Origin of the sequence: Brevundimonas sp. BAL450, assembly GCF_015767455.1 — a bacterium.
GTDB lineage: Bacteria > Pseudomonadota > Alphaproteobacteria > Caulobacterales > Caulobacteraceae > Brevundimonas > Brevundimonas abyssalis.
In genome coordinates this window covers 73,515-94,444 of the sequence record NZ_JADWOW010000062.1, presented here as the reverse complement: position 1 = coordinate 94,444, position 20,930 = coordinate 73,515, and the positions used below count along the sequence as shown (strand labels likewise).

At 69.2% G+C, this 20,930-nt stretch carries 18 protein-coding genes; 3 read left to right on the top strand and 15 right to left on the bottom strand.

The window, feature by feature from the left end:
• Positions 1 to 6: 6 nt before the first annotated feature.
• Complete coding sequence (gene ykgO / locus IWC96_RS15125; protein ID WP_021698751.1) at positions 7 to 132, bottom strand: type B 50S ribosomal protein L36; 126 nt, start codon at positions 130 to 132, stop codon at positions 7 to 9.
• A 784-nt stretch (positions 133 to 916) separates the two neighbouring features.
• Here ykgO and IWC96_RS15120 point away from each other — a divergent pair.
• Positions 917 to 2,179, top strand: coding sequence for a lytic murein transglycosylase (locus IWC96_RS15120; RefSeq protein WP_196839227.1), 1,263 nt, complete (start codon positions 917 to 919; stop codon positions 2,177 to 2,179).
• Between the two features lie 42 nt (positions 2,180 to 2,221).
• Positions 2,222 to 3,331, top strand: a complete 1,110-nt coding sequence (locus tag IWC96_RS15115) for a hypothetical protein (RefSeq protein WP_196839226.1) — start codon at positions 2,222 to 2,224, stop codon at positions 3,329 to 3,331.
• Between the two features lie 220 nt (positions 3,332 to 3,551).
• Here IWC96_RS15115 and leuB read toward each other — a convergent pair whose 3' ends face one another.
• The 14 genes from leuB to IWC96_RS15045 form a co-directional block, all read right to left on the bottom strand.
• On the bottom strand, positions 3,552 to 4,652 hold the full coding sequence (gene leuB, locus IWC96_RS15110) for a 3-isopropylmalate dehydrogenase (RefSeq protein WP_021695847.1): 1,101 nt from the start codon (positions 4,650 to 4,652) through the stop codon (positions 3,552 to 3,554).
• Positions 4,652 to 5,239, bottom strand: coding sequence for a 3-isopropylmalate dehydratase small subunit (gene leuD, locus IWC96_RS15105; protein ID WP_021695848.1), 588 nt, complete (start codon positions 5,237 to 5,239; stop codon positions 4,652 to 4,654). Before leuD ends, leuB begins: the two co-directional genes overlap by 1 nt.
• Positions 5,232 to 6,656 (bottom strand): 3-isopropylmalate dehydratase large subunit, encoded by a 1,425-nt coding sequence (leuC, locus tag IWC96_RS15100; RefSeq protein ID WP_196839225.1) that lies wholly within the window; start codon positions 6,654 to 6,656, stop codon positions 5,232 to 5,234. The genes leuD and leuC overlap by 8 nt, the downstream gene beginning before the upstream one ends.
• A 152-nt stretch (positions 6,657 to 6,808) precedes the next feature.
• Positions 6,809 to 7,762 (bottom strand): branched-chain amino acid transaminase, encoded by a 954-nt coding sequence (locus tag IWC96_RS15095; RefSeq protein WP_021695850.1) that lies wholly within the window; start codon positions 7,760 to 7,762, stop codon positions 6,809 to 6,811.
• On the bottom strand, positions 7,746 to 8,993 hold the full coding sequence (locus tag IWC96_RS15090) for a 2-isopropylmalate synthase (RefSeq protein ID WP_021695851.1): 1,248 nt from the start codon (positions 8,991 to 8,993) through the stop codon (positions 7,746 to 7,748). Before IWC96_RS15090 ends, IWC96_RS15095 begins: the two co-directional genes overlap by 17 nt.
• Positions 8,993 to 9,244 carry an ACT domain-containing protein gene (locus IWC96_RS15085; RefSeq protein ID WP_021695852.1) on the bottom strand — a complete coding sequence of 84 codons (252 nt, stop codon included), beginning with the start codon at positions 9,242 to 9,244 and terminating at the stop codon, positions 8,993 to 8,995. Before IWC96_RS15085 ends, IWC96_RS15090 begins: the two co-directional genes overlap by 1 nt.
• A complete protein-coding gene (ilvG, locus tag IWC96_RS15080) occupies positions 9,244 to 10,938 on the bottom strand; it encodes an acetolactate synthase 2 catalytic subunit (RefSeq protein WP_021695853.1) in 1,695 nt (564 codons plus the stop codon). Before ilvG ends, IWC96_RS15085 begins: the two co-directional genes overlap by 1 nt.
• Before the next feature lie 27 nt (positions 10,939 to 10,965).
• Positions 10,966 to 11,979 carry a ketol-acid reductoisomerase gene (gene ilvC, locus IWC96_RS15075; protein ID WP_021695854.1) on the bottom strand — a complete coding sequence of 338 codons (1,014 nt, stop codon included), beginning with the start codon at positions 11,977 to 11,979 and terminating at the stop codon, positions 10,966 to 10,968.
• On the bottom strand, positions 11,979 to 13,736 hold the full coding sequence (locus IWC96_RS15070) for a dihydroxy-acid dehydratase (protein ID WP_021695855.1): 1,758 nt from the start codon (positions 13,734 to 13,736) through the stop codon (positions 11,979 to 11,981). Before IWC96_RS15070 ends, ilvC begins: the two co-directional genes overlap by 1 nt.
• 87 nt (positions 13,737 to 13,823) lie before the next feature.
• Entirely contained in the window at positions 13,824 to 13,973 is a 150-nt protein-coding gene (locus tag IWC96_RS15065) for a hypothetical protein (protein ID WP_158332105.1), read from the bottom strand.
• 139 nt (positions 13,974 to 14,112) lie between these two features.
• Positions 14,113 to 15,060, bottom strand: a complete 948-nt coding sequence (locus IWC96_RS15060; protein ID WP_052516682.1) for an SMP-30/gluconolactonase/LRE family protein — start codon at positions 15,058 to 15,060, stop codon at positions 14,113 to 14,115.
• Between the two features lie 101 nt (positions 15,061 to 15,161).
• Positions 15,162 to 16,262 carry a Gfo/Idh/MocA family protein gene (locus IWC96_RS15055; protein ID WP_021695858.1) on the bottom strand — a complete coding sequence of 367 codons (1,101 nt, stop codon included), beginning with the start codon at positions 16,260 to 16,262 and terminating at the stop codon, positions 15,162 to 15,164.
• Positions 16,263 to 16,286: 24 nt separating this feature from the next.
• Positions 16,287 to 18,902, bottom strand: coding sequence for a glucokinase (locus tag IWC96_RS15050; protein WP_021695859.1), 2,616 nt, complete (start codon positions 18,900 to 18,902; stop codon positions 16,287 to 16,289).
• A gap of 97 nt (positions 18,903 to 18,999) precedes the next feature.
• Positions 19,000 to 19,533 carry a TetR/AcrR family transcriptional regulator gene (locus tag IWC96_RS15045; RefSeq protein ID WP_021695860.1) on the bottom strand — a complete coding sequence of 178 codons (534 nt, stop codon included), beginning with the start codon at positions 19,531 to 19,533 and terminating at the stop codon, positions 19,000 to 19,002.
• Between the two features lie 198 nt (positions 19,534 to 19,731).
• Between IWC96_RS15045 and IWC96_RS15040 the strand changes: the two genes are divergently transcribed.
• Complete coding sequence (locus IWC96_RS15040; RefSeq protein WP_196839224.1) at positions 19,732 to 20,916, top strand: efflux RND transporter periplasmic adaptor subunit; 1,185 nt, start codon at positions 19,732 to 19,734, stop codon at positions 20,914 to 20,916.
• Positions 20,917 to 20,930: the final 14 nt, after the last annotated feature.

The window sequence follows — 20,930 nt, the reverse complement described above, 5'->3', positions numbered from 1 at the left end:
AAAGCCTTAACCCTGGCGCGCCTTGAAGCGCGGGTCGGTCTTGTTGATCACATAGACGCGGCCCTTGCGGCGCACGATCTTGCAATCGCGGTGGCGCGACTTCAGCGACTTCAGAGAACTACGGACCTTCATGGTCTCATTCCTTCGTGGCCCCCCCGGCGTGAACCTGTCGGGCGCGATACAAAATGAAACGCCGCAAGCGGACCTGCGGCGGGGAGACGGGCCTATAGGTCAGCTACGCCTGCCCTGTCAACGGGAAACCACCTCAAACCCGACCGCGTCCGCCTGTTTCATCCCCCTCCCCTCGCCCGGGCCCATAATGACCCTCCTCACGAGGCGCAGGAGACGATTTCGGACAATTCAGACTATTCAGACCCTGTTTTTTTGGCGCCAGAGTCTGAAATCCGCCCTCAGGTAGAGAGGCCTCCGGGACCGAGCGTTAGGGTTGCGAACCTTGCCCTCAAGCAGCGAGCGCCCGCGCGGCGCGAGCGTTAGGGCCAGAAACGCCCTCAAGCAGCGAGGCTCCGCGAGCCGAACGATAGGGCCAGAAAAATGGAGCCCATGCCCTCAAGCAGCGAGGCTCCGCGAGCCGAGCGCTAGGGCAAAAAAGATGGAGCCCATGCCCTCAAGCAACGAGCCGCCGCGCGGCGAGTGGTAGGGCAATAAAGGATGGAGGCCTGGCCTCCGAGTCGAACGGAGGGTCTGCGGATTTGCGATCCGCCGCGTATCCTCTCCGCCACCAGGCCGCATCGAGGCGAGGAACCTATGGCATGGCGCAGTTAACAGAGGACGAGCGACAAGGGTTAGCGCGGTTCATCATCCGTGGCGCCGTCATGGCGAAAAGACGGCCAAACCGCGCTCTCCTTTCGCGCGCTTGTGATTGTGGTGGCAGGGCGCAACGCGCTAGGCTTGCACCATGAAAATTCGCCTTGTTCTCATTGGTCTTACGGCGGCCTGCGCTCCCCTGATCCCCGAACCGCCGCGTGGCGGGCCGGCCCAGGCGGCGCAGCCGACGGCTGCCGCCGCCACCGCGACGGCGGCGGTCCAGCCGGTCCCCTATGAGGATCAGTCCTTCGAGGGCTGGAAGCAGGGCTTCCTGGCCCGTCACGGCGGGGCCAACCGCGCCGCCTTCGAGCGCGAGCTGGCGGGGCTGTCCCCCGATCCCAGCGTCATCCGCCTGGACGGCAACCAGCCCGAGTTCAGCCGCCCGGTCGGCGCCTATGTCCAGAACGCCGTCAGCGCCCAGCGCATCGCCGAGGGCCGCGACCGTCTGATGTCCGCCCCTGTGGCGGCCGAGCAGCGCTATGGCGTGCCGCGCGAGATCCTGGTCGGCATCTGGGCCCAGGAAAGCGCCTTCGGCCAGGTCCAGGGCGACCACGACGTGATCCGCTCCCTGGCCACCCTGGCCCACGACGGCCGCCGCCGCGACTGGGCCGAGGAACAGCTCAAGGAGGCCCTGACCATCATCGTCGAGGGCCGGGCCCCCCGCTCGCGCCTCAAGGGCTCGTGGGCCGGCGCCATGGGCCAGAGCCAGTTCATGCCCGACAACTACCGCCGCCTGGCCGTGGACGGCGACGGCGACGGGGTGGTGGACATCTGGAACTCGCCCGCCGACGCCCTGATGTCGGCCGCCAACCTGCTGAACAACGCGGGCTGGAAGCGCGACCAGCGCTGGCACTACGAAGTGACCCTGCCCCGGGGCTTCGACTACGCCCTGGCCGAGGGCGAGCGTCAGCCGTGGTCGTACTGGGCGCAGCGCGGCGTGGTCCTGTCTCGGGGCGGGGCCCCCAGCACCGCCGAACAGGCCGAGGGCGCGACCATCCTGCTGCCCCAGGGGGCCAATGGCCCGGCCTTCCTGGCCCTGCCCAACCACTACATCATCCGCCGCTACAACAACTCGGTGGCCTATGCCTTGGCCATCGGCATGACCGCCGACGGCATCGCGGGCCGGCCCGGCCTGGTCGCGGCCTGGCCCGACGAAGCGCCCCTGTCGCGGGACCAGCGTCTGGGCGCCCAGCGCGCCCTGGCGGCCGCCGGTTTCGACCCCGGGGGCGTCGACGGAATCGTCGGCTCCGGCACCCGCCGGGCCCTGCGCGGGTGGCAACAGGCCAACGGCCTGACCCCCGACGGCCACCTCACCGCCGCCCTCGCCGACCGCCTCATCGCCGAACAGCGATAACCCGCTTGCCGGACGGGTCGAACACCGGCACGACGACCGGCCATGAGCGACCGTTCGATCCGGAATCTGGCCAACCTTCAGGCGTTCGGCTCCACCTCTCGGGTGCTGAACCTGTTGGCCGTCTGGCGCCGCCATGGCCACACGGACGAATGGCGCGAAAAGCCCCTGTTCCAGACCCCGGCCCTGAATCAGGGCCTGATCATCAAGCACCGCCTGCGCCGCGACGAGGTGGACCTGTTCCACGTCTATCGCCAGTCCGCCACCAAGGTCATCCTGCCCCTTGATCTGGATGACCTGCGCCTGGGCGGCCGGTTCATCTTCATCGGCCAGCGCAATTTCGACCGGGCCCTGCGGGAGTATTTCGGGGTGTCCGTGGACGAGCGCGACCTGGAGACCCTGCGACTGATTGATCAGCTGCCGTCGCTGGACCCCTTCCTTCTGCGCGAGCAGGTGTCACGCGCGGGCCTGGACGTGGCGCGCTGCTATTTCGAGCTGACCGAAGGGGACATGAAACGCATGTTCGGCTTCGTGGAGTCCCAGATCGCCCCGCTGGTGGCCATGAGCATGGCGGCCGGAACCTCACTCCCCGGCAAGGCCCGGGGCACCGCCAGTCTGGTGTCCAGGATCCTGTCCAATACCGACGGCGCCGGGATGCAGCCCCTGGGCGAAACGCTCCAGCTGGCGCCTGGGCAGTACGCCGAGGGCGTGTTTTGCTGGAAGGGCTTCCTCTACTACAAATGGTCCGCCGCCACGGTTCTGAAAGAGGCGCGCGCGGTGGCTGACGCCATCGCCACCATGCAGCCGGCCGGGCCGCTCGACACAGAGTCCCGTCTCTACATCGAGCGCGGCCGTCAGGTTCTCCGGCGCAAGATTCTCAAGACCTGCGAGACGGTGGTTGAAACCCTGAAGATCTATGACCGCGCCTATGCCAGCCTGACCGAAGACGGCCGGCCGACCGCCTTTCGGGAGTTCCTGCTGGACGCCCCGCACATGTTCATCCGTCTGGGCGAACAGGTCGGAGCGGTCAGGCACATCGTCAGCTTCTGGAATTTCCGCTTCGCCCCCGGCGCCCCGCGCGTGTCGGTCGAGGAGCTGATCGACATCTTCATGGACTTCGAAACCAGCCTGATCGGCCGCGAAATCATCGACTGACGCCCACTAGCCGCGAAGCGTCCGCGACGCGAGCACAGGCCCAACCCGGCGCCCTCAAGCAGCGAGGCGCCGCGCGCTGAGCGGTAGGGCCAAATAAAGAAACCCCTGCCGGCGGCTCAGGGAACCGGCAGGGGCTTCGGCTGACGCGCGCCGGCATTTGGGGGCGACGACGCGCGGGCCTTTCGCGGTCCCGTGGGGCGGGGCGCGAAACTCGAAAGGGTCAGGCCCAGTGCATCTGGACCCGGTGGGCGGCGGCCCAGTGGATGGCGCGGATGGCGTCGCAGATGGCGTCACCTGCGGCGCGGCAGCCCAGCTCCCCGCCCAGATCCGCCGTGACCGCGCCGGCGGCCAGCACCGCCGCCACCGCCGCCTCAATGGCGTCGGCCTCGTCCTCCAGCTTCAGGGAGTGGCGCAGCATCAGGGCCGCGGACAGGACCATGCCCACGGGATTGGCCAGGTCCTGCCCGGCGATGTCCGGCGCCGAGCCGTGAATGGGCTCGAACAGCCCCGGCCCCTCGGTCCCCAGCGAGGCCGACGGCAACAGGCCGATGGACCCGCCCAGCACCGAGATCTCGTCCGACAGGATGTCGCCGAACATGTTCTCGGTCAGGATCACGTCGTACTCGCGGGGCTTCCTGATCAGGTGCATGGCCATGGAGTCCACCAGGGCGTGCTCCAGGGTGATGTCGGGATACTCCTCGGCCTGGATGCGGGTGACCACCTCGCGCCACAGGCGGCTGGTCTCCATGACGTTGGCCTTGTCCACCGAGGTGACCTTGCCGCGCCGCTGGCGGGCGGTCTGGAAGGCGGCGCGAGCCACCCGCTCGATCTCCTCCACCGAATAGACGCACAGGTCCGAGGCGGTAGTGTCGGTGCGGGTCTTCTCGCCGAAATAGATGCCGCCGGTCAGCTCGCGGAACACGATCAGGTCCACGCCCTCCACGATCTCCTTCTTCAGCGGCGAGCGGTGGGCCATCACCGGCGAGACCTGCAGCGGCCGCAGGTTGGCGTACAGGCCCATGGCCTTGCGGATGGCCAGCAGGCCTTCCTCCGGCCGACGCTTGCCGCCGTCCCATTTGGGGCCGCCCACCGCGCCCAGCAGCACCGCATCGGCGGCCCTGCAGGCGTCGCGCGTCGCGTCGGGCAGGGGCTCGCCGGTGGCGTCGATGGCCGCCCCGCCGATCAGGTGTTCCTGATAGGTGAAGCGATGGCCGTAGAAGTCGCCGATGCTGTCCAGCACGGCGCACGCCACGGCCGTGACCTCGGGCCCGACCCCGTCTCCGGGCAGCACGACGATGGTATGGTCCTGAAAGGGGGGCATCACGCGGTTTCCTGTTGTCGGCGTTCAAAGGCTTCAATGTCGGGCAGTCGGGCGGTCAGCCAGCCCATGGCGTCCACCCCGTCCAGAAGGCACTGGCGGGCGAAGGACTCCACCCGGAAGGGCGTCGGCTCGGCGTTGCCCCGGCGGATGGTTTCGGCCTCCAGGTCGATGGTCACCGGCTGGTCCGGATGGGCGGCCAGATCGTCCCACACCGCCTGGCTGACCACGACGGGCAGCAGCCCGTTCTTCAGGGCGTTGGAGGTGAAGATGTCGGCGATGGAGGTGGAGACCACCGCCCGGAAGCCATAGTCCAGCAGGGCCCAGGGCGCGTGCTCGCGCGACGAGCCGCAGGCGAAATTGTCCCCCGCGATCAGGATGCGGTGCTCGGTGGGATCGATGCGGTTCAGCACCGCCTCGGGCTTGACCGATCCATCGGCCTCATAGCGCCAGTCGTGGAAGGCGTGCGCGCCCAGCCCCTCGCGGGTGGTGGTGGTCAGGAACCGGCCGGGGATGATCTGGTCCGTGTCGATGTTGGACTGGCTGAACACCACCGTACCCGAGGTCAGCGTCTTCAGAGGCTCAGGCATGAACAGTCTCCTCGGCGGACATGAACACCCTTGGGTCGGTCAGCACGCCCATGACGGCGCTGGCCGCGGCCGTGGCCGGGCTGGCCAGGATGGTGCGCGCGCCCGGGCCCTGGCGGCCCTCGAAATTGCGGTTGGAGGTGGACACCGCCAGCTGGCCCGGCCCCACCATGTCGCCGTTCATGGCCAGACACATGGAGCAGCCGGGGATGCGCCATTCGGCCCCCGCCTCGGTGAACACCGTGTGCAGGCCTTCGGCCTCGGCGTCGCGGCGCACGGCCTCGGAGCCGGGCACCACCAGCACCCGCACCCCCGGCTTGACCCGGCGGCCCTTCAGGATGGCGGCGGCCGCGCGCAGGTCTGGCAGACGTCCATTGGTGCAGCTGCCGATGAAGACCACGTCCACCGGATAGTCAGTCGTCGCCCGGCCCGCCTCGAAGCCCATATAGGCCAGGGCCTTGCGGTCATTTTCCGATCTCGGCTCGGGCGGCGCCGCACCGATGGCGACGCCCGCGTCCGGCGTGGTGCCCCAGGTGGCCATGGGCCGGATGGCGTCGCCGTCCAGCCGGACCTCCTTGTCGAACACCGCACCGGGGTCCGACGCCAGGCTCAGCCAGTCCGTCGCGGCCCGTTCGAACGCCTCACCCTGCGGCGCATGACGGCGGCCGCGCAGCCAGTCGACGGTGACCTGATCCGGAGCGATCATGCCCGCCCGGGCGCCCGCCTCGATGGACATGTTGCACAGGGTCATGCGCCCTTCCATGTCCAGGGCGCGGATCACCTCGCCCGCATATTCGATGACGTAGCCTGTGCCCCCGCCGAACCCCAGGGCGGCGATCACCGCCAGGGCCACGTCCTTGCCCGACACCCCCGGCGCCAGGGTTCCATCCACCGTCACGCGCAGAGTCTTCGCCTTGCGCTGCAGCAGGCACTGGGTGGCCAGCACATGGCCCACTTCGGAGGTGCCGATGCCGAAGGCCAGCGCCCCGAAGGCGCCGTGGGTGGCGGTGTGGCTGTCGCCGCAGACCACGGTCATGCCCGGCTGGGTCAGGCCCAGTTCGGGCCCCATCACATGCACCACGCCGCGCTGATCCGAGTCCCATCCGGCCAGCGACACCCCGTGCCGGGCGCAGTTGCGCTCCAGCGTCTCCACCTGCGCCTTGCTGGCGGGGGTGTAGTAGGGCCGCTCCCCGTCCGGGCCCGCCGGCAGGGTCGGGGTGGAGTGGTCGAGGGTGGCGAAGGTGCGGTCCGGGCGACGCACCGTCAGGCCCCTCCGCTCGATCTCCGCGAAAGCCTGCGGGCTGGTCACCTCGTGCACCAGGTGGAGGTCCACATACAGGACGGCGGGCGTCTCCGCCGTCTCGGCCGAGACCACGTGTCGGTCCCAGACCTTTTCGTAGAGGGTGCGGGGCTCAGACATCACACACCCCGCTCATCCCCGCGAAAGCGGGGACCCAGTGCTTTGGGTGATGATCCGTCACGGCGCACCCACGACCCGTTTGGCCAGAAACGCCGGCGCCATGCTGGACAGAACTGGGTCCCCGCTTTCGCGGGGATGAGCGGAAAGGAGGACTATGCATAGGCCGCCTCCCGCGCCGTCGCACCCTCGTAGACCGGCTCCAGCCAGCCGTGGCGGTCCGGCGTGTCGCCGGTGAACAGGCCCCGGAAGGCGGCGTTCAGCGCCTTGGTCACCGGCCCCGGCCCGTTCGCGCGGGTGGCGATCCCGTCCACCGAGCGCACCGGGGTGATCTCCGCCGCCGTGCCGGTCATGAAGATCTCGTCGGCCAGGTACAGCATCTCGCGCGGCAGGCTCTGCTCCACCACCTCGACGCCCTGATCACGGGCCAGTTGCAGGACCGTGTCGCGGGTGATGCCCATCAGGATCGAGGACGCCGCCGAGGGCGTCAGGATGCGCCCCTCCCGCACGATGAACAGGTTCTCGCCCGCCCCCTCGGACAGACGGCCGTCCACGCCCAGGCCGATGCCCTCGCCGAAGCCGCCCACCCGCGCCTCGCGCCCGATCAGATAGGACGACAGATAGTTGCCTCCCGCCTTGGCCCCGGTCGGGACGGTGTTGGGCGCAGCGCGCTGCCAGGACGAGACACAGGCGTCCATGCCCTTCTCCAGCGCCTCGTCGCCCAGATAGGCGCCCCACGGAAAGGCGGCGATGGTCACGTCCACCTGCGGCTTGGCCGGGGTCACCCCCATGCCGCACTCGCCCAGAAAGGCGATGGGCCGCAGATAGGCGCCCTTCAGGCCGTTGGCCCGCACGATGGCCTTGCAGGCGTCCAGCACCTCGTCCTCGGTGAAAGGCAGGGCGAAGTGATAGATGCGCGCGCTGTCGAACAGGCGGCGCACATGGTCGGTCAGGCGGAAGCCCTGCGGCCCGTCCGGGGTGTCATAGACGCGGATGCCCTCGAACACCGAGGTGCCGTAGTGCAGGGCGTGGCTCATGACGTGGACCTTGGCCTCGGCCCAGGGCGTCATCTCGCCGTTCATCCAGATGTAGTCAGCCAGCGGCGGCATAGGCGGGTCTTTCCTGTCGGTCGGCGGCGGCGGCGATGATGGCCGTCAGCTCCGTGTCGTTGATCTCGCCGATCTCGTCGGCGCGGCGCTTGAAGCCGGCGAATACCTCGGCCAGCACGCCCCCGGTCAGGTCGTGGCCCAGCACGGCGGCGCGCTTGGCCACCGCGTGGCGGCCCGAGTGCTTGCCCAGCACGAAGAAGCTGCCCTCGAAGCCCACGTCCTCGGGGCGCATGATCTCGTAGGTGCGCGCGTCGGCCATCATGCCGTGCTGGTGGATGCCGGCTTCGTGGGCGAAGGCGTTGATGCCGACGATGGCCTTGTTGCGCACCACCGGGCTCTCGGTGATCTCGCACAGCAGGCGGCTGGTCCGCACCAGATGGCGGCAGTCCACGCCAGTGGTCACGTCATAGCGGTCCGCCCGGGTGCGCAGGGCCATGATGACCTCTTCCAGCGAGGCGTTGCCCGCCCGTTCGCCGATGCCGTTGATGGCGCCTTCAACCTGCCGCGCCCCGGCCTCCACCGCCGCCAGGGAGTTGGCCACGGCCAGCCCCAGGTCGTCGTGACAGTGGGCCGAGAACACCGCGTGCGGATGCTTCGGACGGATGCGGGCGATCAGGTCCGCATAGCGCGCCCGCACCTCGTCCGGCGTGGCGTAGCCCACCGTGTCGGGCACGTTCAGGGTCTGGGCCCCGGCGTCCGCGGCGGCCTCCATCACCTCGGCCAGAAACGCCGGCTCGGTGCGGAAGGCGTCCTCGGCGGAGAACTCCACGTCGTCGAACAGGGTCCGGGCGTAGGCCACCGAACGGACGGCGGCGGCCAGCACCTCGTCGGTGCTCATGCGCAGCTTGGCCGAGCGGTGGATGGGGCTCGTCCCCAGGAAGATGTGGCAGCGGCGGTGCGTCTTCGGCGCCGGCGACAGGGCGCGGTGCGCCGCGTCGATGTCTTTCTCACTGGACCGGGACAGCGAGCAGAACACCGGCCCCTCCACCTCTCCGGCCACGCGCCGCATGGCTTCCTCGTCGCCGGGCGAGGCGGCGGCGAAGCCGGACTCGATCACGTCCACGCCCAGATCGCGCAGGGCCTCGGCCATGCGCAGCTTGGCCGCTGTGGACATGGAGAATCCCGGCGCCTGCTCCCCGTCCCGCATGGTGGTGTCGAAGACGATGACGCGGTTGGGGTCCGACGCCGCCAGCTCCGCGGTGCGGGATACGGGTCTTGATACGTCGGCCATCACGCGGCCTCCGACTGCATGACGACGGCGTCGATGCGGCTGACGCCGATCAGCCGGTCGATCTGGCGGCGCAGGACCTCGGCGCAGCGGCTGTCGTCGCGCCCCCGCACGGTGATGGCCGCGCGGCGCATGACGCCCTCGTCGGTCAGGCTCAGCCCGTCGATATGAAAGCCCCGGCGCTCCACCAGTCCGATGAGACGCTGCAGCGAGCCGTCGGCCCGGTCGATCTGGATGTGTATGGTGTCGCTCATCAGGCGCCCTCCATCATTTCTGCGTTTGACTTGCCCGGCGGCACCAGCGGCCAGACGTTTTCCCTGGGATCGATCACGACGTGCGCGAGGCAGGGGCCGGGCGCGTCCAGCAGCCGCTGGATTCCGGCGGAGACCTCCTCGCGCCGGCTAATTCGGAAGGCCTCGACGCCGAAGGCCTGGGCCACCGCCACGAAGTCCGGATTGTCCGACAGGTCGACCTCGGAATAGTTCTCGTTGAAGAACAGCGACTGCCACTGGCGCACCAGGCCCAGCGAGGCGTTGTCCAGCAGCACGATCTTCAGGTTGATCCCGTAGCGGCGCAGGGTCGCCAGCTCCTGGATGTTCATCATGAAGCCGCCGTCCCCGGCGATGGTCACCACCTGGGCGTCCGGCCGCGCCAGCTTGGCGCCCAATCCGGCGGGCAGGCCAAAGCCCATGGCGCCCAGACCGCCCGACGTCAGATGCGCCTCGGGGCGCGAGAAGCGGCAATGCTGGGCCGCCCACATCTGGTGCTGGCCCACGTCGCAGGCGGCGACGAAGTCGTCCCCGGCGCGCTCGGACAGCTCCTTCAGCAGGGCCGGCGCATAGACCCCGTCGCCCGGCGCGTCATAGCGGGCGGCGTGGCGCTGGGCCCGGGCCATGCAGCGCATGATCCACGGATCGATGGCCAGCGGTCCCGGATCCGTGGCCGCCAGGCTCGCCTTCAGATCGCCGACCACCGCAACCGTCGCCTCCCGCAGCTTGGAGATTTCCGCCGGGTCGATGTCGTAGTGGACGATGCGGGCGTGGGGCGCGAACTCGGCCAGCTTGCCCGTGGCCCGGTCGTCGAACCGGGCGCCCAGAACCACCAGCAGGTCGGCTTCCTGCACCGCCTCGTTGGCGGCGCGCGTGCCGTGCATGCCGATCATGCCCAGGAAGCCGTGCGCGCCCGTGGGGATCGTGCCCAGGGCGTTCAGGGTCGCCACCGCCGGGATGCCGGTGCGACCGAAGAAGGCGCGCAGTTCATCCACCGCCCCGGCGATCTTGACGCCGCCGCCCACGTACAGGACCGGACGCTCGGCGGCGCGGATAGCGGCCTCGGCCTCGCGGATCGCGGCATGGTCCGCCGCCTCCACCGGGTCGTTGAAGATCGGCGCGGCGAAGGGCTGGGCGACCTCGGCGAACTGGATGTCCTTGGGCAGGTCGATCAGGACCGGACCGGGCCGGCCTTCCTTCGCCACCCGGAACGCCTCGGCCACCACCGAGGGGATGTCGGCGGCGTCTCGCACGATCCAGCTGTGCTTCACGATGGGCAGGGTGCAGCCCAGGATGTCGATCTCCTGGAAGGAATCCGTGCCCATCAGGCCGGTGGCCACATTGCCGGTGATGCAGACCATGGGCACCGAATCCATCATGGCGTTGGCGATGCCGGTGATCAGATTGGTGGCGCCGGGGCCCGAGGTGGCCATGCACACCCCCACCTTGCCCGACGAGCGGGCATAGGCGTCGGCGGCGAAGGCGGCGCCCTGCTCGTGACGCACCAGGATGTGGCGCAGGGACGAGCCGGTCAGGGCGTCATAGACCGGCATGATCGCCCCGCCCGGATAGCCGAACAACACATCCACGCCCATCGCCTCCAGGCTGGAGACGAGCAGGCGCGCGCCCGTCTGGGGGGCTGTGGCGGCGTCGGGCTGTTTCAGGGCGGCGGCGGTCATGGTGATGCTTTCAGCGATCCTCTGGCTTCAGGCCGCTTCGGACTTGGCGGCGTGCAGCCAGGCCATGCGTTCGCGCAGGCGGGCGCCGGTCTGTTCGATGGGGTGCTCGTAGTCAGCCTTCAGCCAGGCCTCGTACTGGCCCTTTCCGGCCTCGTTCTCGGCGATCCACTGGCGGGCGAACTGGCCCGACTGGATGTCCTCCAGGATCTCCTTCATGCGCGCGCGGGTCTCGTCGTTGATCACCCGCGGGCCCGAGGCGACCGCGCCGTATTTGGCGGTCTCACTGATGAACTCGTGCATCTTGGTGACGCCGCCCTCGTAGAACAGGTCCACGATCAGCTTCAGCTCGTGCAGGCATTCGAAATAGGCGATCTCGGGCTGGTACCCGGCCTCGACCAGGGTGTTGAACCCGGACATGACCAGCTCCTTGGCGCCGCCGCACAGCACGGCCTGTTCGCCGAACAGGTCGGTCTCGGTCTCCTCGCGGAAGCTGGTCTCCAGCAGGCCGCCGGTGGCGCCGCCGATGCCCTTGGCGTAGCCCATGGCCCGGTCCCGGGCCTTGCCCGTGGCGTCCCGCTCGATGGCGAACAGGCTGGGCACGCCGCGGCCGCGCGCATATTCGCGGCGGACCAGATCGCCGGGGCCCTTGGGCGCCACCAGGATCACGTCCATGTCCTCGCGCGGGGTGACCCGGTCGTAGATGATCGAGAAGCCGTGGGCGAACAGGATGGCCGCGCCGGGCTTGGCGTTCGGCTCGATGATGTCTCGGTAGACCTCGCCCTGGATCATGTCCGGGGTCAGGATGGCGATGATGTCGGCGCCCTTGACCGCCTCGGCCGGCTCGGCGGTCGGCACCCCGTCCGCGGCCGCGTTCTTCCAGCCCTTGCCGCCCTCGCGGACGCCGACTATCACGTCGTGACCGGAGTCCTTCAGGTTCTGCGCATGGGCGCGACCCTGGCTGCCATAGCCGATGATGGCGATGCGCTGGCCGGCGATGGCGCCGGGCCGAATGTCTTCGTTGGTGTAGATGGTGATGGGCATCAGGCGTCCTCGTGAGCGGTCTGGGTGCTGGCGGCGCGAGGCCGGCCCTGGAAGGAATCGGCGGTGCGCGCCGGCGGCGGATTGGGAATGGTGACCGCGCCCTGCGAGGCGGAGGCCGCCAGAACGGCGTATTTGGCGAAGACCCCTGTCGGCGCCTCGCGGTCGGACGTCGTCGGCGCGCGCGCGCCCAGGTCGGCGTCCACATCGATGCGGCGGTTGGTGACGTCGATGGTGACCCGGTCGCCGTCGCGGACCCGCGCGATGGGTCCGCCCACGGCGGCTTCCGGCGACACGTGCCCGGCCACGAAGCCGTAGGACGCGCCCGAGAACCGGCCGTCGGTGATCAGGGCCACGTTCTCGATCTTGCGGCCCTTCAGGGCGGCGGTGACCTGCAGCATCTCGCGCATGCCCGGGCCGCCGCGCGGTCCCTCGTGGCGGATGATGATCACGTCGCCCTCGCCCGCCGCGCCGGACTGGACCGCCTCAAAGGCGTCCTCCTCGCGATCAAAGACCTTGGCCGGTCCCTCGAAGCGATCGACCTTGTGGCCGGTCAGCTTGATGACCGCGCCCTCGGGGGCCAGGTCGCCGTAGATGACCGCATAGCTGCCGCGCGCCATGACCGGGCGGTCGAAGTCGGTGATGACCTTCTGGCCCGGGGCTTCCTCGGCCTCGGCGGCCTCCTCGAACAGCGAGCGGCCTGAGACGGTGGGCGCATCGGCGATCTTGCCCGCCCAGGCCAGCCGCTGGGCCACCAGACGGGTGCCGCCGGCCACGAACAGGTGGTGTGCCAGGAACTGCCCGCCCGGCTTCAGGTCGCAGATGACCGGGGTGGTCTCGCAGGCGAAGTGGCAGTCCTCGACCCCGAACGGCACGCCCGCCTCCGCCGCGATGGCGGTCAGGTGCAGCACCGCGTTGGTCGAGCCGCCCGAGGCCGACACCGCCACCGCCGCGTTCATCAGTGACCGGGGGGTGATGAACGCGCGGGCGCTGATCCCCTTGACGGTCAGCTCCACCGCCAGACGGCCGCAGCGCTCGCCCTGCTCGCCCTTGTCGGGATGAACCGCCGGCACATCATTGGCGCCCATGGGCGACAGGCCCATGACGCTCAGGGCCATGGCCATGGTGTTGGCGGTGAACTGGCCGCCACAGGCTCCGGCGCCGGGACAGGCCGCCACCTCGACCGCCTTCAGCCCGGCGTCATCCAGCGCACCGGCGCCGTGGGCGCCGATGGCCTCGAAGATCTCCTGGACCGAGATTTCCTTCTGGCCGATCCGGCCCGGCATGATGGTGCCGCCGTAATAGACCAGGCCGGGGATATCCATCCGCGCCAGGGCCATGGCTGCGGCCGGGATGGTCTTGTCGCAGCCGACGATGCAGACGACCCCGTCCAGCTGATGGCCCTGCACCGCCAGCTCGATGGAGTCGGCGATCACCTCGCGGCTGATCAGGGACGCCTTCATGCCCGGCGTGCCCATGCTGATGCCGTCGGTGACGACGATGGTGTTGAAGTCCACCGGCCAGCCGCCCGCCTCGCGGATGCCCCGGCGCACATCGTCGGCCAGCCGGTCCAGATGCATGTTGCAGGGCGTCACCGACGACCACGTGTTGACCACCGCGATCATCGGCCGCTCGAAATCGGCGTCGTCCATGCCTGCGGCCCGCAGATAGCTGCGCGCCGCCGCCCGGTTCGGGCCGCGCGTCACCGCCGCGCTACGGCGGTTGGGCGGGGACGAAGGTGAGGAAGAATTTTGCGTCATCGGTTCCGGCTGATCCGGACCGCCCAAACACGAAAAACCCCGCTTCCGGTGGAAGCGGGGCTGTGCGAGCGGTCCTGAGGTTTGAGTTCAGGTCGCGTGCAGCCCCGCACTTCCAAGAAGCACGAGCACCAGTACGGTAATCAGGATAAGGGTTTTCAGGCCGTCGACAGCCACATGCGGACGCACGGCGGCGATGGCCGTCCGGGTCTGTCCAGTGATGGGCGCGCGGTTGTTCACGTCGTCAGCCTTGGTCTGCGATGACGGCAAGAGACATCAATTCCCTGTGCGGTGCAACAGGGCAAAGGCACAATTTTCCAATTAGCGAGCTTCAACCACCGTCTGTGGCATTTTTTCACCGCAGCCTTGAGGCGGGGCGTCAGGCCGGTATCAGAGCCACTCGCGTCAGCCGATCATCCGCCGTCATGAACAGGCTCGCCCCTCCCGGGCCGAAGGCGCAGTTGGCAGTCGCCCGTCCCGTGTCGATGACGCCCAGCAGTTCCCCCTCAGGCGTCAGCACCAGCACGCCGCCCGGGCCGGTGGTGAAAATGCGCCCCCGGGCGTCCACCTTCAGCCCGTCCGGCAGGCCCGGCGCATCCGGCCCCATCAGCGGCGCGGCGTCGAAGAGCACGCGCGAGGCACGCGCCCCGCCGGCCTCGTCAAGCTCATAGGCCATCACCACGGGCCCCTCGGGATCGGACACGGCCACATAGAGCGTGCCGTGATCCGGCGACAGCGCGACGCCGTTGGGAAAGGTCAGGGCGTCGTCGACCAGCGTCACCGCGCCGTGCGGCGCCATCCGATAGAGGCCGTTGTGCGCGAGTTCCTTGACGGGGGACTCATTCATCCCCTCCAGCCCATAGGGCGGGTCGGTGAAATAGACCGCGCCGGACCGGTGGATCACCAGATCGTTGGGACTGTTGAAGCGCCGCCCCTCGAACCGGTCCACGACGATGGTCTTCTCGCGCGTGGCCAGATCGACCCGCGACAGGGACCGGTTGCCATGATCGCACATCAGCAGCGTCCCGGCCGGCTCGATGACCAGACCGTTTGCGCCCGGTTCGCGCAGGTGCGAACCATCCTCGCCGTCGAAGCCGGAGGGCCGCATGAACTCCGACAACCCGCCCGTCTCCGACCAGCGCCAGATCACGTTCTGCGGCACGTCGGTGAACAGCAGATAGCCGCCCGCCTCCACCCAGACCGGCCCCTCGGCCCAGTCGAACCCCTCGGCCAGCACCTCCACCCGGGCGCCGGGCGCGATGATGGAATCCATCTCCGGCGACAGGCGATGCACGCCGCCCACGCTCTGGCGTTCCATGCTGGTCATCCGACCGCCTCCACATCCCATGATGCCCAAGGCGGCGGCCCCCGCCCCGCCCGCGAGAACGCCGCGCCGCCCGATCCTCGCGAGACCATCTCGCTGGCCGGTCATATTGCCACCGGCCGGCGCTCGCGCGCGGCCTGATACATGCCGTCGATGATGCGCATATCCCGCAGGCCTTCCTCGCCCGGCACAATGGGCTCGGCGCCGGTGAGCACGCACTGCGACAGGTGATCCAGCTGGCCGGAGAACTGGTTCAGGGGCAGGATCGGCGGCTCATGCTCGCGGGTGCGCCCCTCCAGATGGACGCGCATCCGGTGGCCGCCGTAACCCGTGGCCGGCTCCATATCCAGCCAGCCCGCCGCCCCCACGGCCCGCGACCGCCCGTGGTGGGAGCTGTAGGACGACACGCCGTCGGCCACGGCGCCGGACGGAAAGCGCAGCTGGAACAGCAGGGTGTCCTCCACCGCGCGGAAACGGGGGTCCGACCGATCGGTCTGTTCGAAAGCGGCGACCTCCACCGGCTCCTCGCCGCTCAGATAGCGGGCCGACTGCAGGCTGTAGATGCCGATGTCCATCATCGAGCCGCCGCCCGACAGGGCAGGGTCCAGCCGCCACTGGTTCGGATCGCCGATATTGAACCCGTGCTGTGACGTCACCAGCCGCAGCGGCCCGAGTTCGCCCGCGGCCGTCATGCGCATGGCCTCTCGGTTGTGGCTCTCGAACCACGAGCGATAACCGATCATCAGCTTCACGTTCGCCGCGTCGCAGGCCGCGATCATCTCGGCGGCCTCGCCGGCGTTCATGGCCATGGGCTTTTCGCACAGCACGTGCTTGCCCGCCGCCGCCGCCCGCAGGGTGTACTCATGATGCAGCGCCACCGGCAGGATCACATAGACGATGTCCACATCCGGATTGTCGCGAATGCGATCGAAGTTCGCATAGTCGTAGATGTTGCGCTCGGGCACGCCATATTCAGCCGCGATGCGCCGCGCCTTGGCCGGATCGCCGCTGACCAGCGCCGTCAGCCGCGAATGCCGGCACTCGGCGAAGCGCGGCATGATGATGTTGGCGTATCCGCCCAGACCCACGATGGCGTAGCCCAGCTTGCGGGGCTCCTGACCGAGCGCACGGCCGCCCGCTATCAGACTGCCGGTCAGGGCCCCCGCCCCCGCGAGGACGGATCGACGGTTCGTGGGCAGGCTCATGGGCGTCTCCTCAAGTGTGGCAGGTCAGGCCGCATCAGCCTGGGCGTCATAGTCGGGCGACGTCACGGCGGTCATGGCCTCCACCAGGGCGCCGATCTGCAGGGGCTTGGCCACACAACGATCCATGCCCGCGCCCAGATACTCCGCCACCTGATGTGTCATGACATTGGCGGTCAGGGCGATGATGGGCGTGCGCGCACGGCCCGTCATCGCCTCGGCCGCCCGGATGGCGCGCGCGGCGCCGGGGCCGTCCATGCGGGGCATCTGCACGTCCATCAGGATCAGATCCCAGGGTTCTCGCCCCCACGCCTCCACCGCCTCCAGCCCGTCATCCACCACGGTCAGGTCCACCCCCAGTTGGTGCAGCAGGGTCTTGAGCACCAGCTGGTTGACGGTGTTGTCCTCGGCCGCCAACACCTTCAGCCCTCGCTCGGCGGTCAGAGGGGCGGGCGCGGGCGCCTCGCCGGCCGTCGTCACGGCCTCGCCGCGCGGCAAGGTCAGGCGCACGGTGAACACCGTTCCTTTGCTTTCCGCGCTCGACACCACGATCCCGCCGCCCATCAGCTCCGCCAGTTGGCGCGTGATGGCCAGGCCCAGCCCCGTGCCGCCATAGCGCCGGGTGGTGGAGGCGTCGGCCTGGACGAATTTGTCGAACAGACCCTTCAGGCACGGTTCTGGAATGCCGATGCCGGTGTCCGTCACCGTCAGGGTCAAGGCGTCGCCATCACACGCTGCGGCCACCCGCACCTCGCCCTGTTCGGTGAACTTCAGGGCGTTGGAGATCAGATTGTACAGGATCTGGCGCACCCGCGTCGGATCACCCCGCCAGACCCCCAGGGCCTCGGGCGCCACCGTCAGATCAAACGACAGGCCCTTTTTGTTGGCCAGGGCGGTGAAGGTGGACCGGGCGCCCAGCAATAGCGCCTCCAGATCGAAGTCGGTCTCCTCAAGCTCCAGCTTGCCCGCCTCGATCTTGGACAGGTCGAGGATGTCGTTGAGGATGGCCAGCAGGCACTCTCCAGATTGTCGGATGACGCTCAGCCGCTCGGCTTGAATCGGCGACAGTTCGTCATGCGCCATGGCCTGGGTCATCCCCAGCACCCCGTTCAGGGGCGTCCTGATCTCGTGGCTCATGGTGGCCAGGAAGGCGGACTTGGCCTCGTTGGCGGCCTCGGCGTCCCTCTTGGCGTCGCGCAGATCCGCGGCCAGATCCTGAAGCTCGCGCGCCCGGCGGGCTACGACGGTGACATCCTCGGCCGTGATGATCCAGCCGCCCGAGGCAATGGGCAGGGCCTCGTCCCGGGTGACGCGCCCGCCGAACCCCTGACGCTCGATGACGAAGGGCTCGGCGCTGCGCAGCCGGCCCAGCGCCGTCTCCACGTCCTCGGCCCGCCATTCGCCCAGTTCGGCCAGAGCCTTCAGGCACGGCTCCACCGGCGCGCCCGGCCGTCTCAGAGCTTCCGGCGCAGCCGATCCGGCCCAGAAGCGCTCGTTGGAGGCCACGATGTTGAGATCAGAATCCACCACCAGCAAACCGCTGGCCACCGCATCCAGCAGCGGCTGCCCCAGCCGCCGCACCAACTTCCGGTCCGCCGGTCTTGAAGGCGGCGGCGCGGCCCCCTTGGGCGGTGACGGCGGGATCAGCATGGGCGCCTCGGCCCGCGCCCGGTCGGTGGTCAGCTTGCGGGCCGCCCCGATCAGCACCGCGCCCGGATTGACCACGGCCCACACCGGCAGGCGCGCCACCACCCCGCTCAACCGGCCCTTGGCCTCGAAACGCTCGCGGAACCGGCTGGCGGCGATCTGGTCCTGCATCTCCACCATGGCGCGGCCGGTCAGGAACACGCCCTGATTGGCGCCGAGCGCCAGCGCCGACGCCCCCGCGAAATCCCCCAGCACCGCCAGATACCGGTCCAGCGCCTCGCGGCAGTGGGGATCGGCGCCCGTGCGCGCGTACAGCGCCACCTCCAGCGGATCCAGCGGCTCGTCAGGCCGCGCGCCGGGCGCCCGCGCCAGCGCCTCATGCACATTGGCCAGTCCAGGCCAGGAGATCAGCCGTTCGTAGGACACCCGTCCGAACACCGCGCCCAGCCGGGCCAGCAATTCGAACTCCTCCGCATTGTCCGGGGCGAAGGCCAGGTGGCCCGCCTCGGTATCGATCACCCGGCAGCCGTCCGGCCCGATCTCCACGGCCGAGACACCCAGGCCGAAATCGGCGCTGACCACCGCATAGCGTCCTTCAGCCAGTCCTCCCACCGGCGCGTCCGCCGCTCCGATGGCCAGGGTGTCCCCGGCCTCCAGCCACTGCAGCGACAAGGCCGCCGCCGCCGCGTCATTGATCAGCGACAGGGTCTCGAAACCGAAGGTCTCGCAAAGCTCGTGGCGTGTGAAGGACCAGCCCGACTGGGTCACGGTGATCCGCTCGTCGTTGACCGGGGCCGCGACGGCCAGGCCGAGGCGGGACGGCAGCGGACGGCCCAGGCCCAGCGCATAAGCGCTCATCAGGCTACAGAGGCTGTCGCCCAGCCGGACCGGAACCTCCCGATACTGGGACAGGCGCGGGCGATCGCCGGTCGCCTCCATCAAGGCGAACCGACAGGCTTCCGGGCCAACGAAGGCCAGCAGGGCGTGATTGTCCAAGGCGCTCTCCCCAGTGCCTTTTCAGCAATGAGAGCGCTAACAAGGTTAAGGAAAAGATTTCAGCGTTCGGCGAATTCCTCAGCGTCCGGATTTTCGCTCAGCAATCGCCATCGATGCAGTTCTGGAACAGAACGGCCAGCCGCTCGCACAGTTTGGCGGTGTCTTCTTCCGACAGGCCATAACCGCCGGCCATGTCGCGGCTCAGCGCCATGCCCATCAGGACCCCCAGCACCATCCGCGAGCGGACTTCCACGTCCTCGCCGCCCAGCCATTTGATGAACGGCGCATAGAATCGCTCGTGCGTTGACTGGCGAATGATCTCCGCCGCCTTCTGCGACCCCATGGAGCGCAGCATGATGAGCAGGCCGTCCAGCTTGCAGTCATCCATCTCGGACGGATCATAGACCAGCTCATAAGCCAGCTCGCGGCCGAAGTCGGTGCGGTCGCCCTCGAACCAGTCCTTCGCATCGCCGCAACTGCGCAGCACCTCGGCGAACAGGTCCTCCTTGGAGCCGAAATAGCGGGACACCAGGGCCGCATCGACACCGGCCTCACGGCCGATGTCGCGCATGCCCACCTCGTCGTATCCCTTATGGGAGAACAGTTCGCGGGCGGATTCCAGAATCCGCACCCGCGTGTTCGCGGCGTTTCTGGGTCTTGCGGAACAGTCGGTCAGAACCAATCTCCAGTCAGTCGGAACAAGCGTCACAGTTTTTGAAGTCAACGACTGTTGACAAACATAGGCCATCGCGAGCAGTAAGTCATCAGACGTTGACTCGCGGCGATCTCCCCATCGCATACGTGGTCCGTCCCGACAGGAGAAGACCCCATGCGACCGTACCGCGTGATCGCCGCGAGCGCTTTTGCGTTGCTCGTCCTTTCCGGCTGTGGAGACCCCGCCGAGGGTCAGGCCCCGCCGGCCGCCGCCCCCGTTTCCGTGGCCACCCCCCTGGCGCGCCAGGTCACCGACTGGGACGAGTTCGTCGGCCGTTTCGAGGCCGTTCAGACCGTGGACGTGCGCGCCCGGGTGGGCGGCTACATCCAGGCCGTCCACTTCCGCGACGGGCAGATGGTCCAGCGCGGCCAACTTCTGTTCACCCTCGACCCCCGCCCGGCCCAGGCCGCCCTGGCCTCCGCCCGCGCTTCGGTGGCGCAGGCCGAGGCCCAGTTGAACCTGGCCCGCGCCGAATTCGCCCGCGCCGAGGGACTGCTGGAGGCCCAGGCCGTGTCCCAGGCCGAGTTCGACAGCGCCCGCGCCGCGGTCAGCCAGGCCGAAGCCGCCCTGGCCGGCGCCCAGGCCAATGCCCGCGCGCGCCAACTGGATCTGGAATTCACCCGCGTCACCGCCCCGTCGTCCGGCCGTGTGTCGGACCGCCGTGTGGACGTGGGTAATCTGGTGGCCGGGGGGTCGTCGGCCGCCGACGTCCTCACCACCATCGTGTCCGGCGGCCCGATCCACTTCACTTTCGAAGGTTCCGAAGCCCTGCTGCTGAAGTACCAGCGCGACGCCCGCTCCGGCGGCGGCGCCCCGGTGCGCATCCGCTTGCAGGACGAGGGCGACTATCGCTGGTCCGGCACGCTGGACTTCACCGACAACGCCATCGACGCCTCCTCCGGCACCATCCGCCTGCGCGCGGTGGTGAACAACGCCGACGGCTTCCTGACGCCCGGCATGTTCGGCCACGCCCGCGTCGCCGGCTCGGAGGCCTATCAGGCCCTGCTGGTGCCCGAGACCGCCATCGTCACCGACGGCCCGCGCCGCCTGGTCTATGTGGTCGGCGCCGACGGCGTGGTGGCGGGCAAGCCCGTTCAGCTGGGTCCGACGGTGGACGGACTGCGGGTCGTGCGCGCTGGCCTGGCGCCCGACGACCGGGTCATCGTCAACGGCCTGCAACGGGCCCAGCCCGGCCAGCCGGTGACGCCCCAGAACACCGAAATCACCATCGAGCCGCGTGAAGAGTCGCAGCCGGTGACCACCGCCCAGGCGGCGTCCACCGCGACCATCGCCGACTGATCGGGACAGGCTCC

What these genes read in the sequence shown, in the direction of transcription:
- leuD (WP_021695848.1), bottom strand. Translation starts at nt 5,239, where the DNA reads ATGCCTGAGCCTCTGAAGACGCTGACCTCGGGTACGGTGGTGTTCAGC.
- ilvC (WP_021695854.1), bottom strand. Translation starts at nt 11,979, where the DNA reads ATGCCCATCACCATCTACACCAACGAAGACATTCGGCCCGGCGCCATC.
- leuC (WP_196839225.1), bottom strand. Translation starts at nt 6,656, where the DNA reads ATGTCTGAGCCCCGCACCCTCTACGAAAAGGTCTGGGACCGACACGTG.
- IWC96_RS15040 (WP_196839224.1), top strand. Translation starts at nt 19,732, where the DNA reads ATGCGACCGTACCGCGTGATCGCCGCGAGCGCTTTTGCGTTGCTCGTC.
- ykgO (WP_021698751.1), bottom strand. Translation starts at nt 132, where the DNA reads ATGAAGGTCCGTAGTTCTCTGAAGTCGCTGAAGTCGCGCCACCGCGAT.
- IWC96_RS15085 (WP_021695852.1), bottom strand. Translation starts at nt 9,244, where the DNA reads ATGAGCGACACCATACACATCCAGATCGACCGGGCCGACGGCTCGCTG.
- IWC96_RS15060 (WP_052516682.1), bottom strand. Translation starts at nt 15,060, where the DNA reads ATGACCAGCATGGAACGCCAGAGCGTGGGCGGCGTGCATCGCCTGTCG.
- IWC96_RS15095 (WP_021695850.1), bottom strand. Translation starts at nt 7,762, where the DNA reads ATGCCGCCGCTGGCTGACTACATCTGGATGAACGGCGAGATGACGCCC.
- IWC96_RS15120 (WP_196839227.1), top strand. Translation starts at nt 917, where the DNA reads ATGAAAATTCGCCTTGTTCTCATTGGTCTTACGGCGGCCTGCGCTCCC.
- IWC96_RS15055 (WP_021695858.1), bottom strand. Translation starts at nt 16,262, where the DNA reads ATGAGCCTGCCCACGAACCGTCGATCCGTCCTCGCGGGGGCGGGGGCC.
- IWC96_RS15070 (WP_021695855.1), bottom strand. Translation starts at nt 13,736, where the DNA reads ATGACGCAAAATTCTTCCTCACCTTCGTCCCCGCCCAACCGCCGTAGC.
- IWC96_RS15090 (WP_021695851.1), bottom strand. Translation starts at nt 8,993, where the DNA reads ATGGCCGACGTATCAAGACCCGTATCCCGCACCGCGGAGCTGGCGGCG.
- IWC96_RS15115 (WP_196839226.1), top strand. Translation starts at nt 2,222, where the DNA reads ATGAGCGACCGTTCGATCCGGAATCTGGCCAACCTTCAGGCGTTCGGC.
- ilvG (WP_021695853.1), bottom strand. Translation starts at nt 10,938, where the DNA reads ATGACCGCCGCCGCCCTGAAACAGCCCGACGCCGCCACAGCCCCCCAG.
- leuB (WP_021695847.1), bottom strand. Translation starts at nt 4,652, where the DNA reads ATGCCCCCCTTTCAGGACCATACCATCGTCGTGCTGCCCGGAGACGGG.